General features: G+C 59.4%; 12 protein-coding genes and 1 tRNA gene. 7 read left to right on the forward strand and 6 right to left on the reverse strand.

From position 1 onward, the window contains the following. Nucleotides 1–123: 123 nt before the first annotated feature. Nucleotides 124–1,620 carry an IMP dehydrogenase gene (gene guaB, locus ACST81_RS19515; RefSeq protein WP_438749984.1) on the reverse strand — a complete coding sequence of 499 codons (1,497 nt, stop codon included), beginning with the start codon at nucleotides 1,618–1,620 and terminating at the stop codon, nucleotides 124–126. A gap of 540 nt (nucleotides 1,621–2,160) precedes the next feature. Then, entirely contained in the window at nucleotides 2,161–3,150 is a 990-nt protein-coding gene (locus ACST81_RS19520) for an MBL fold metallo-hydrolase (protein ID WP_438749985.1), read from the reverse strand. A gap of 191 nt (nucleotides 3,151–3,341) precedes the next feature. Here ACST81_RS19520 and ACST81_RS19525 point away from each other — a divergent pair, with 191 nt between their 5' ends. Then, the gene (locus ACST81_RS19525; RefSeq protein WP_438749987.1) at nucleotides 3,342–4,754 is read left to right on the forward strand and encodes a DHA2 family efflux MFS transporter permease subunit; all 1,413 of its coding nucleotides are present in this window, start codon (nucleotides 3,342–3,344) and stop codon (nucleotides 4,752–4,754) included. 11 nt (nucleotides 4,755–4,765) lie between these two features. Here ACST81_RS19525 and ACST81_RS19530 read toward each other — a convergent pair whose 3' ends face one another. Genes ACST81_RS19530 through ACST81_RS19540 form a run of 3 tightly spaced genes read right to left on the reverse strand, consistent with a single transcriptional unit; the run spans nucleotide 4,766 to nucleotide 7,564 of the window. Then, nucleotides 4,766–5,149, reverse strand: coding sequence for a VOC family protein (locus ACST81_RS19530; RefSeq protein WP_438749988.1), 384 nt, complete (start codon nucleotides 5,147–5,149; stop codon nucleotides 4,766–4,768). A gap of 1 nt (nucleotide 5,150) precedes the next feature. After that, a complete protein-coding gene (locus ACST81_RS19535; protein WP_438749989.1) occupies nucleotides 5,151–5,930 on the reverse strand; it encodes an RlmE family RNA methyltransferase in 780 nt (259 codons plus the stop codon). Continuing rightward, nucleotides 5,927–7,564: a Ppx/GppA phosphatase family protein gene (locus tag ACST81_RS19540; RefSeq protein ID WP_438749991.1), complete on the reverse strand. Its 1,638-nt coding sequence runs from the start codon at nucleotides 7,562–7,564 to the stop codon at nucleotides 5,927–5,929. The genes ACST81_RS19535 and ACST81_RS19540 overlap by 4 nt, the downstream gene beginning before the upstream one ends. Nucleotides 7,565–7,826: 262 nt before the next feature. On the opposite strand from ACST81_RS19540, the gene ACST81_RS19545 reads away from it, so the two are divergent. The 4 genes from ACST81_RS19545 (at nucleotide 7,827) to ACST81_RS19560 (ending at nucleotide 10,461) form a co-directional block, all read left to right on the forward strand. Then, a tRNA-Gln gene (locus tag ACST81_RS19545) sits at nucleotides 7,827–7,900 on the forward strand. A gap of 938 nt (nucleotides 7,901–8,838) precedes the next feature. Continuing rightward, nucleotides 8,839–9,138, forward strand: a complete 300-nt coding sequence (locus ACST81_RS19550) for a hypothetical protein (protein ID WP_438749992.1) — start codon at nucleotides 8,839–8,841, stop codon at nucleotides 9,136–9,138. Between the two features lie 289 nt (nucleotides 9,139–9,427). After that, entirely contained in the window at nucleotides 9,428–9,973 is a 546-nt protein-coding gene (locus ACST81_RS19555; RefSeq protein WP_438749993.1) for a hypothetical protein, read from the forward strand. Nucleotides 9,974–10,302: 329 nt separating this feature from the next. Continuing rightward, on the forward strand, nucleotides 10,303–10,461 hold the full coding sequence (locus tag ACST81_RS19560) for a hypothetical protein (protein ID WP_438749994.1): 159 nt from the start codon (nucleotides 10,303–10,305) through the stop codon (nucleotides 10,459–10,461). A 342-nt stretch (nucleotides 10,462–10,803) separates the two neighbouring features. Here ACST81_RS19560 and ACST81_RS19565 read toward each other — a convergent pair whose 3' ends face one another. Further along, on the reverse strand, nucleotides 10,804–11,052 hold the full coding sequence (locus ACST81_RS19565) for a hypothetical protein (protein ID WP_438749995.1): 249 nt from the start codon (nucleotides 11,050–11,052) through the stop codon (nucleotides 10,804–10,806). 88 nt (nucleotides 11,053–11,140) lie between these two features. Between ACST81_RS19565 and ACST81_RS19570 the strand changes: the two genes are divergently transcribed. Then, complete coding sequence (locus ACST81_RS19570; RefSeq protein ID WP_438749996.1) at nucleotides 11,141–11,344, forward strand: hypothetical protein; 204 nt, start codon at nucleotides 11,141–11,143, stop codon at nucleotides 11,342–11,344. A 33-nt stretch (nucleotides 11,345–11,377) separates the two neighbouring features. Continuing rightward, complete coding sequence (locus ACST81_RS19575) at nucleotides 11,378–11,770, forward strand: hypothetical protein (RefSeq protein WP_438749997.1); 393 nt, start codon at nucleotides 11,378–11,380, stop codon at nucleotides 11,768–11,770. Nucleotides 11,771–11,787: the final 17 nt, after the last annotated feature.

Raw genomic sequence — 11,787 nt, forward strand, 5'->3', positions numbered from 1 at the left:
GCAGCGACGCTCCAAATCCAGCACTTTCGACCTTGCTGCCTTACGGATCGCCGGACGTTCAGAAAAACGAGAGGCGGCGAAGTTACCCTCGCCGCCTTTGAAATTTCAGACTTGAATTGTCGCTTACATCGAGCCGGGATAATTCGGGCTTTCGCGCGTGATCGTCACGTCATGGGCATGGCTTTCGCGCAGGCCGGCACCGGAAATGCGCACGAAGGTGGCGCGTTCCTGGAAGTCCTTGATGGTGGCGCCCCCAACATACCCCATCGAGGCCTTCAGACCGCCGGCGAGCTGATGCAGCACGCCCGATACCGGACCCTTGTACGGCACCTGGCCTTCGATGCCTTCCGGCACCAGCTTCAGCGTGTCGCGCACTTCCGCCTGGAAGTAGCGGTCTGCCGAGCCACGCGCCATGGCGCCGACGGAACCCATGCCACGATAGGCCTTGAACGAGCGGCCCTGATAGAGGAAAACCTCGCCCGGGCTTTCGTCCGTTCCGGCGAGCAGCGAACCGATCATGCAGGCCGACGCGCCGGCAGCAATGGCCTTGGCGAGGTCGCCGGAGAACTTGATGCCGCCATCGGCGATGACCGGAATGTTGGCTGCCTGCGCCGCTTCGACCGCCGACATGATGGCCGCAAGCTGCGGCACGCCGACACCGGCAACGATGCGGGTGGTGCAGATGGAGCCCGGACCGATACCGACCTTGACGGCATCGGCGCCCGCATCGATCAGCGCCTTGGTGCCATCGGCGGTGGCGACGTTGCCGGCCATGATGCGAACCGAGTTCGACATGGTCTTGACCTTGGTGACGGCATCGAGAACGCGCTGCGAATGGCCATGCGCGGTATCGACGACGATGAGGTCGACGCCGGCATCGATCAGACGCTCGGCCCGTTCGATACCGTCATCGCCGACGCTGATGGCGGCGGCGGCGCGCAGACGCCCCTGGGCATCCTTCGAGGCATTCGGGTTCAGCTGCGACTTTTCGATATCCTTGACCGTGATCAGGCCGATGCAGCGACGGTCGCCATCGACAACCAGCAGCTTTTCGATCCGGTGTGTGTGCAGAAGGCGCTTGGCTTCCTGCTGATCGACATTCTCGCTGACCGTGATCAGGTTTTCCCTGGTCATCAGTTCATAGATCTTCTGGTTCGGATCCGACGCGAAACGGACGTCGCGGTTCGTCAGGATGCCGACGAGACGGCCCGGCACCGAGCCGGTGGCATTTTCGACGACCGGGATGCCGGAGATCGAATACATCTTCATCAGCGCCAGCGCGTCGGCAAGCGTGGCATCGGGACCGATTGTCACCGGGTTGACGACCATGCCGCTTTCGAACTTCTTGACCTGGCGAACCTGTTCGGCCTGTTCGATCGGGGTCAGGTTGCGGTGGATGACGCCGATGCCGCCGGCCTGCGCCATGGCGATCGCCAGGCGACCCTCGGTGACGGTGTCCATGGCGGAGGAAAGGATCGGCAGGTTGAGGTCGATGTCCTGAGCAATGCGGGTGGCGATGTTGGTCTGCCCCGGCATCACTTCGGAATGTCCCGGTTGCAGAAGAACGTCGTCGAAGGTCAATGCCTCCAAACCGGTCGCCGTTTCGATGATGCGTGCCATGGCCAATCCCTTCAGTAAATGGTGCCCTCTCCGCACGATCGAAAACCGTGCGGCGGGAGACTCGCCCCGTTCAACGGGCGAGAGTTTCTTGGAAGTTGGCGAGGGCTGGTAACACGGATATGACGGGTTGGAAAGTGGAAAGGCCGGCATCATGCACCGTTTGTCACAGCGATGGCAGACATTGCGTCGCGAAAGCAACGGACTTGTATTTGACCGCGATTGCGCTATTTTTGGAGTGTCGATGCAGGGGCGAACCTGCACCGACGTTTACTGCCTATCTGAGGATTTGAAACCGGACAGAGGCCTGCCAGCCAGTCCGGTTTTTCCTTAGTGTCAGCGTGATGCTAAATGGCAGATACCACATAGATCACCTCCACGTTAAAAGACAAAGCTGATGCCACAGTCGGGAAAGCTCATCCACCCGATGCGCCGGCTGGCGGGACGCCGCTGCTTCTGCCTTAAAACCGTGCCACAGTATCAAACTCGCTGTCGCCCGCAAGCAGCCAAGGCGTACCTGCTGCCCCTATAAATTGCGAGAAATCAGATTTCGAACTGGTAGGTCTCCGGCGCGAAACGATAGCCCTGCTCGTGTTTTTCGATGAAGCCGACGGCCGGGAACGGCATGTGGTAACCGACGAAGGGCAGACGGTCGGTGGCGATCATGTCGAACACCGTCTTGCGCGCGGCGGCGGCCTTCGCCTTGTCCATGTCGAATTTCACTTCCCAATCCGGCCGCTGCAGCGACAGGACGAAATGATTGGCGGTGTCGGCGGTGAGCACCAGACCCTTGCCTTCCGATTCGACCTTGAACACCATGTGGCCCGGCGAATGGCCGAAGGCGGCCATGCCGGTAATGCCGGGCACCACTTCGCCGCCATCGCCGATGAAGGTCATCTTCTCAGCCAGCGGCACGACATTCTTCAAGACGCCCTTGTGGCCACCCTCCGCCGGCGTGCCGACACGGGCCTCGTCCCTCCAGAAATCATATTCGACCTGGCCGGCGACATAACGGGCATTCTTGAAAGCCGGCGCACCACCTTCCATCAGACCGTTGATGTGGTCGCCATGCATGTGGGTCAGCACGACGACGCTCACCTCATCCGGCGTGTAGCCGGCGGCGACGATGCCTTCGAGCAGATGCCCCGCACCCGCCTCACGGCCGCCCTCGCCCATGCCCGTATCGAACAAGACGAGATCGGTGCCCGTATCGATCAACGTGGGCGAGAACCCGTTGACGAATTTTTCCGTCGGCAAGAAATTCGCCTTCAGAAGATCGGCAACCGCCTCGGGCTTCTGGTTGGTGCCAAATGTTTCCTCCGGCTTTTCGGCGATGCGGATACCGTCGCTGATGACGGTGACGCCAAAAGTGCCGATCTTGAAGCTGTTGGTCCTGCCTGCCGGTGATTTCATGCTCTCGGCTTTCGGTTCGCTTTGCGCCAAAGCGCTACTGGTCACGACGAACGGCGCGGCCAGCGCGCCGGCGGCTGCTGTCCCAAACAAGGCACGACGGCTTAATGGAAAAGATGTCATCTTGCTGTTCTCCAATGGGGTTCTGGCAATGGATTGCGGATGGTGACATCCGGCAAAGGCAACATCTAGCGTCTTGACAGGCAATGCCAGCAGGACTCACACGGATGTGATCGCAAGTTGAACGCGGCGCCCCGACTTCCGCCTGAAACACCCTATGTCCGTGGCGTCACATTCCCATGCAAGGCCTTCGCATGAACCGCATCGTCCCGATGATCCTCGCCGTCGCTCTGTTCATGGAGCAGATGGATTCCACCGTCATTGCCACCTCGCTGCCGGCGATCGCCCATGATCTCGGCGTCGGGCCGATCACGCTGAAACTGGCGCTGACCTCCTACATGGTATCGCTGGCGATCTTCATTCCGCTCAGCGGCTGGATGGCCGACAGGTTCGGCGCCAAGCGGATTTTTCGCGCCGCCATTCTCGTCTTCATCGTCGGGTCGATCTTCTGCGCCTTTGCCAACAGCGTGCTCGCCTTCGTGCTTGCCCGCTTTCTGCAAGGCATGGGCGGGGCGATGATGACCCCGGTGGCGCGTCTCGTGCTGGTCCGTTCCACCCAGCGCAGCGAACTGGTCGGCGCCATGGCGCTCTTGACCATTCCAGCCCTCGTCGGGCCACTGGCCGGCCCGCCGCTCGGCGGTTTCATCACCACCTATTTCTCCTGGCACTGGATCTTCCTGATCAACGTCCCGGTCGGCATTCTCGGCTATATCCTTTCCGGCATCCATCTGCCGGAAATCGTCAGCGAGGCTCCCCCACCGATCGATATCAAGGGCTTCTTCCTCAGCGCCGTCGCAGCTTCCGGCACCATGTTCGGCCTCTCTGTGATGAGCCTGCCGGCCCTGCCGCCGCAGATCGGGGCGGTCGCCGTCGTCATCGGCATCATCTGCGCCATCCTTTACGTCCGCCACGCGCGGCATCATCCGGCACCACTCCTTGATCTCAACCTTTTCAACGACAGTGCGTTTCGGGCAGCCGCGATCGGCGGCACGCTGTTCCGCATCTCGATCGGCGCCGTGCCCTTTCTGATGCCGCTGATGCTGCAGGTGGGTTTCGGCCTGACGCCGTTCCAGTCCGGCATGATCACCTTCGTCGGCGCCGTCGGCGCGCTGACCACGAAATTCTTCGCCAAGCGCGTCCTCATCTTCGCCGGCTTCCGCACGACGCTGATCTTCGCCTGCATCACCGGCACAATCCTGACCTTCGTCAACGGCCTGTTCACCCCGGCAACACCCTATGCGGTGATGATGTTCATCCTGCTGCTTGCGGGCTTTGCACGCTCGTTCTTCTTCACCAGCGTCAACGCACTGGCCTTCGCCGACATTCCGGATTCGATGGCGAGCAAGGCGACGTCGATGACCGCGGTCCTGCAGCAGATGAGCCTGGCGCTCGGCGTCGCCGTTGCCGGCGCGATCCTGGAAATCGAAACGACGCTGACCGGCTCACCGCTCGAACTGCGCGACTTCCAGATCGCCTTCATGCTGATTTCAGCGATCACGCTCACGGCGATCATCCCGCTGATCGGTATGTCGAAAACAGCCGGCGCCTCGGTTTCCGGGCATAGAAAGCACCTGGACCCGGAAGAGGAGATCGTGGCGGTCAAATAGGAAAGACCAAGCTATTCCGGCTTTTCGCAGACGGCCGACAGTTTGTTGCCGTCGGGGTCGCGGACGTAAGCGGCATAGAAATGCGCATGGAATGGCCGGAGGCCCGGCCCGCCTTCATCGGTGCCGCCATGGGCGAGCGCGGCTGCATAAAAGGCATCGACCGCGGCACGGCTTTCCGCTTCGAGCGCGACCATGGAACCGTTGCCGATCGTTGCAGCATTCCGGTCATAGGGCTTGACCACCCATAGCCGGCAACGCATGTCGCTTTCAGCGCCATAGCCGATTTCGACATCATCCTGCTTGCGGCGCGCAAGTCCAAGCGGCGCGAGCGCCGCGTCATAGAAACGCTGTGCCCGATCAAGATCGTTACTGCCGAGGGTGATATAGAGGAGCACTTTACTCGGCCTCGACCGAATCCCGCTCGTCCGCCAGATAGCGCTCGTCGACCGTAGTCTCGGCTTCGCGCAACGACGGGGCACCGGGCTTGCGCCCCTTGAAACCCTTGGCGAGCAGGAACATCTCGACCGATTCCGCCCGCGAAGCCGCCGGCTTCACATGGATGACCTGCTTGAAATTCTGCTTGAGCAGCGTCAACAGTTCGCGCTCTGCGCCGCCCTGGAAAGTCTTGGCCAGGAAATGTCCGCCCTCGGCCAGAACGTCGATCGCGAAATAGGCCGCGACCTCGCAGAGATGCATGGTGCGGATATGATCGGTCTGGCGATGGCCGGTCGTCGGCGCCGCCATGTCGGAAAGCACCAGATCGGGCGTGCCGCCAAGCGCCGTCATCAGCTTTTCAGGCGCCGACGGATCAAGGAAATCGAGCTGCAGGATATGCACGCCAGCCAGCGGATCGAGTTCCAGAAAGTCGATCGCGACGACCTTCGGCTCGGCATCGGTCGAATTGGTGACCTTGGCGGCGATTTGCGACCAACTGCCGGGTGCCGCACCAAGGTCGATGATACGCTTTGCGCCGGACAGGATTTTATGCTTCTCGTCGATCTCCAGCAGCTTGAAGGCCGCGCGGGCGCGATAACCCTCGAGCTGCGCGCGCTGCACATAGGGATCGTTGATATGACGCTCCAGCCAGCGCCGCGACGAGGCCTTGAGCTTGCCCTTCTTGACCTTCTGGCCCAGCTTGCGCCCGGTGCGGTTTCCGCCGATCGGGGGTTTGGTCATTGCGTGTTTCCTTCGTGGGAACCGTACGGGGCTAGGCCGCGCATGGGACGCCGCGCGCGGCCGCGCCGCCAGACGCCGTCATCGGCCATCATGTCGGTGAGCAGCCCTTCGCGCAGGCCGCGATCGGCAACGCGCATGCGCTCCGACGGCCAGCGGCGGCGGATGGCTTCGAGAATGGCGCAGCCGGCCAGAACCAGATCGGCCCGGTCCGGCCCGATGCAGGGATTGGCGGCCCGGGCAGTGAAATCCCAGGACAGCAGGCGCGCCTGCATGGCCGAAACCTCGTCATCCGACAGCCAGAGCCCGTCGACCTTGCGGCGATCGTAGCGCGGCAGATCGAGATGGACGCCGGCCAGCGTCGTCACCGTTCCGGACGTGCCGATCAGGTGAAAGCCGTTCTCATCGCCCGGATTGTCGAGCGTATGGATCGCCGGGCAATCGAACTTGGCGAGCATGCCCTGGACTTCCTGGACCATTGCCTCGAAACCCTGCGGCGTTACATCCTGCCCGCCATGACGCTCCGACAGGGTGACGACGCCGACCGGCAGCGATGTCCAGTGGGTGATGTGATTGGCGAGCCGGCTGGAGCGGTTGTCGTCGATCTTGATGACGGCGATTTCCGAGGAGCCGCCGCCGATATCGAACAGCACCACCGATTTGGTTTCGCGGCCGACCAGCGACGAGCAGCCGGACACGGCAAGCCGCGCCTCGGTTTCGCGCGTGATGATCTCGAGCTCCAGACCGGTTTCGGCCAATACGCGCTTGAGGAACACCTCACCGTTTTCCGCGGCGCGCGTCGCTTCCGTGGCAATCAGCCGTGTCTTGCGGATATCGCGGGTCTTGAGCTTTGCCGCGCAGACCTTCAATGCATCAATCGACCGGTCCATCGCGTCCTGCGACAGGCGCCCGGACGCGCCAAGCCCCTCGCCCAGCCGCACGATCCGCGAGAACGCATCGACGACCCGGAATTGCCCCGGCCGCGTCGGCTGGGCGACCAGAAGGCGACAATTGTTGGTGCCGAGGTCGAGCGCGGCATAGAGCGGCGAGCTTTCAAAACCATGCCCGTGCCCGTGGCCATGCGCGATGCCGTTGCCGCGCCGCTCCTCGCTGCCATTCTGACTGGGCGCCGGACGCTCTTCGACCTTGCGGCTCGGAAATACATGAAACGGCTGTGGCCGCGTCGCGACATCCGCGACGGGGCGCGGCTTTTCGCTGGTCGCCAGCGGGCGACCCTGCAGGCTGCGTCTCTGCCGGTGTTTCTTGTTGCGCTTTTGGCTGGAATGGTCCGGCCTCGGATGGTCCGGCCCGGCAACAGCCACCGGCTTTTCAGCAGGGGCGGAACCATCCGGATGGATCGAGGCGACATGATTCGTCGCTGCATGCTGCGTCTGGGCGGATTTCGACCGGCGCCGGCGCTTGCGTTTGCGCACGGGTTCGCCGCTCGCATCTCTCACTTCGGGACGCCCTGTTTCTCCGGCATGGCCGGAGGAACTGGCATTCGCAGGGACCATGCGCGACGGTTTTCCCCGTCTGCGCTTGCCCTTGCCGAAACGGGACGGTGACTGCCCTTCGTTGCGGCCTGCTGCCGACGCCCCGGAAACGGACGGCTGTTCGCCGCTGTCGGGGTCTCTCACGTGTCTGTCCATTGCGCCGCGCGGAACGATAGCCGCTCAAGGCGCTCTCTTGATTTTCGTTGGGCCGACTTTACCAGCGCCGGCCCAATTCACCAAATTCTTTTTGCGCCTGCATCAAACCCGGTGACTCCGGCCTTCCGCATCCCCGCGAAAACTCATTTCACCGCCCGCCAAATTTTTTCCCAAAATCTATTTGCATCCGCCGATTCTTTGTTTATAAGCCCGCCTCACCAGCCGGGCGCACATATCGCCCCCTGAGCGTTGGGGAATAGGTTAACGGTAGACCCACGGACTCTGACTCCGTTAGTCCTGGTTCGAATCCAGGTTCCCCAGCCAAACGATTTCAAACACTTAGCTGCATTTTTCATGTCAGGCATGTTGCAGACGTGTTGCATCCATTTCCCTTGATTTACAACGGTTTCCTGCCACACTCGGCAAATCCACGCGACATGGAATGCAACATGGAATGCAACATGGAATGCAACATGGGAGGCTCTTGAATGGCTCGTTCAGGCTAACCAGATGTCCACAATCGAACTTTGCATAATCGTAGCTCTCTTGGTGATGTCTTTTTCCCCGCTCTTCCTTTTCATGGGACGGCGGGCCCGAGACACTGCTTACAAAACGAGGGTTGGTGTGTTGTTGGGGTGGGCTGGCACAAACCTGGCCCTTGTTTGGCTTGTAATCCAATTCATAAAATTGTTTACGCGCTGAGCCGCTAATCCTTCGCAGCTAAGGATGGTCAACAAAAAGATTCTCTTACAACGGGCCGGAAGCATGCCGCAATTTCAACTGAACGCATCAAGAATATGGCAGGCGTCCAAGCGCTTCCACAATTATGCGAAAATCCTTGTTGTCGGCCTCATCCTCTTCGAGCTCTTCTTGCTATTTGGTGGCCGATGGGTCCTGATCTCGCAAGAACGATCCTCGCGGGGAAGCTCAATACGCTTCGGCAACGTCGATTTAGAAAAGCGTTCTTGGGATGAGTTATCATGTACATATTGGACGGGCAGAAGCGTACAAACCTTAATCGACAGCGCGGAGTACGACTATGTTGTCATTCCCGAGTGCCCGTTCATACTGACTCGACCGTAGCTCCTGCCTTTTTCTTTACGCTAGGTCAGGCCTTCCGGCTACCGTAGCTGCGATTGAGGACGTTGATCCCGCTGCGCGCCTTGCTGTCCCAAGAAGCGGATAAGCGGTCGCCTGATCCACCGCTGACATTGAGCTGCAATGAGGATAGGGTGAGGTACCGATACGGGGGAGCGGTCGCGATGCAGAAGAATTTGGAGGAGGTTTTTCACCAGGAAATGTTGGCGATTTACGATAAGTGCGCCACCATCGGTTATTACCCGCGTGAATTTCGCCGCATGGTCTTGGAACACAAGGGCGTTGGCGCTGCGAAGCGCTTGATCCACCGACCTGAAACGACCGGCCTTAATCGGCTCGCTTCCGAGGGAAAGCTTGAGTGGTCGATGGAATACCTGATGGCGGATACTCGCTTTTCCGCTCTATTCGATGAGAAAGAGTTGCACACTGCCCGTCACCGCGTTGGAATTCCACGCCGTCCTTAAGGCACGCTGATCGTGTAAGGTCCACTGAGTTCGGGAGAATGATTGCCGGCGTGGGTTTGCATTCTTAATTTGGCGAGGCGAATTTGACCATCGTTCACCTTGTTTCCCCCTTGGCCGTCGAGCGGTGTGCCTGCCCGATCAGTGGCATTCCCACATGTCGTGTGCCGTGCTACAATAATGCTTACTTTTATGAGCGTTTGAACCAAAGGATGCCCTCTCGGGCGACGGTCTCGACGGGTAATTGATCCTTATCGGAATAGGATGTCGGCCTTCAACACAGGAATTCACTATGACCGAGAAAGCTGCGATAGGTTTACAACTTGCGACGGCAGCGCTGTGTGCCGTTTCTGTCGCGTTAGTGGGAGCTATTTTCGCGCAAACATTGTCACAGGCAACAACGCTGGGCGAACACTCTAAAACGCTTCAGTCGGTAGAAGCCTCTGTTGCAGGAATAGATGCCACAATCGCTGCTGCCAAAGCGGAAATCATCGCGGAATATTCCAGCAGTCAAAATTCTCTTCGCGGCGACGCCGATTTCCTGAAGGCCCAAAACGCCGGCATGATGGTTCAGATGGGAGAGCTGAAAAGGGTTGTGGAAGCGTCATCCATCGATCTGCCGGCATTGATCGCAAAGCTCGGGTTTGTTGAACAATCGGATATTATGCACGCAGTTATATATAACGGCAGCATATTTGCGGTTCCAAGCTCCCCGGACGCAATTCAAAAATTGCTGAATGCCGGATTGAAGCGGGAGATGATCATGGATACAGTTTCCGCGTTCAAGGTGGCTCCTGCTTCGCTTGCAATGCCAGATGCGACCGTGGCAAAGCCGTAGACTACTTTTCAAGCGATCTGCTCAGTCTAGAACCGCCCGTCACTTAAGCTCAGGCAGCGCCGTACATCAAAGGAAGGCTGGGTTTTCACTCGGCCTTTTTCTTTACCGCGTCCCGCCATCGATCGGCCGGAGATAGTTATCAGCAGCGCGCCGACGGTTGATCCTCCGCTGCGCTGGCGTGACGTGCTTCCCGCAGGTCGGCGCCAGGCCAAGATCGTCCTCCAGCGCCATCGCTGCCTTGTCGGCGTCATACATGGCAATGAAGTTGGAACTGGCGCGGGCGATCGATTGGCTTGGAACCTAATTCGCTTTTGAAGGTTGGAGGGGCCATGAGAGACACCGAACAAAAAGCAAAGGCCGGAATGGGCCGCTTCGTCATCTTGATCTTAGGGATCGCCCTATTGCTCGCCGGCATCTACGTCGTCTTCGAGACACCCGGTGAAACGCAGGGGCAACCTTCACCCCATGCAATCGATCAGTCAGGTTAATGCCAATGGCAAAAAATGACACACCAACCGGCTTAGCGCCGTCCGCCAGTTCCCCCAGCGAAAAAAGGACAAAGGTACAACTCGGGCGTGGCGCCGTCATGTTTATATGCGGCGTGGCTCTTGCGGCTTTCGCGATTTACACCTTCGTCGTGATCTACGGCCTTGTTACAGCCGCGCAGTGAACACTGCCCGGTTATGCGGGAGTGGGTAGAACCCGACCAAAGCAGCTCGCAATCTAACCGATGCTGGAGCACTTCAAATGGAGTGTCTTCGTTTTCAACATGTACGGCATGAACTATGCTCCAGTCGTAATCGTGGTGCGGGTCGTAAGAAGCCTGGGTTTCAGCCGGCCTTTTTCTTTGCCTGCGATTTTGCCGGCTCGCTATCGAGAAATGCTGCTTTCTGGAGCCAGTCGACGATAATCCGTCGGACCATTTCAGGGCGCGCCACCCCACCATCATCTTGACCTGCCGCTGCCATGTCTAGCGCCGCAACGATCTCAGGGCGAAGCATCACGTTGACCTGTTCGCCGCGACCGATTGCGGGGCGACCACGTCTATTTTTTTCTAGATTTAAATCTTGACCACTCATGAAATAAAATCTAGATTAAAAATCAAGCCAAGGCAAGGCGCCAACCTCGCTCTTGGCTCTAACCACACCGATCATTGGAGGATCGAATATGGCTTCCCACACTATAAAGCTTTCTGCACTTTTCACCAATCCCGCCGTGAAGGCCGCGTTCGAGCGCGCCGAGCGGGACAACGGTACCGAACTGGTGGTGCCGGCGCCACGAGACCCAAATCTAATTGGCAGTTCGGGCGCTTCTATGCGCTGGCGCGACCGCCTGGAATATGCAGCAATGGCCGCTCCGGCTGGCTATTGAGAAACCCGTTTATCACTATCAAAGGGGGATGAAATGCTTGATATGAATGAGAGCACCGCAAGGCGCATCATAGATGCGATCGCGGTGGCGATAGATGGAAAGCCATCTTCGGCGAAGACGTTCGCGCCCGCCCCGTTCACTGAGCTCGCGGATTTTGATTCCTGGGGGCAACAGAACAACAACAGCCTCAACGACACCACCCGTACAGACGCGCTCACGGTGGCGTACTTGCTCCTTTCTGGAGGGAGAATTCCCCTGCAGGGTATTCAGGTGCAGGGGGCCTTTTTTCGCCCAGACAAATGGATTGTTGGCGCGCTTGTGAAGAAGGGACGCGCGCAGGTAGATGCCTCTGGAAAGTATGTTGTTTTCACCCAGGATGGCTGGGACTGGATGGCCGGCATTCTCGAAAAGCTCAAGACGGCTTGAACTCTCTCTTTTTCTCA

It is taken from the genome of Pararhizobium sp. O133, from assembly GCF_051669845.1.
GTDB lineage: Bacteria > Pseudomonadota > Alphaproteobacteria > Rhizobiales > Rhizobiaceae > Pararhizobium.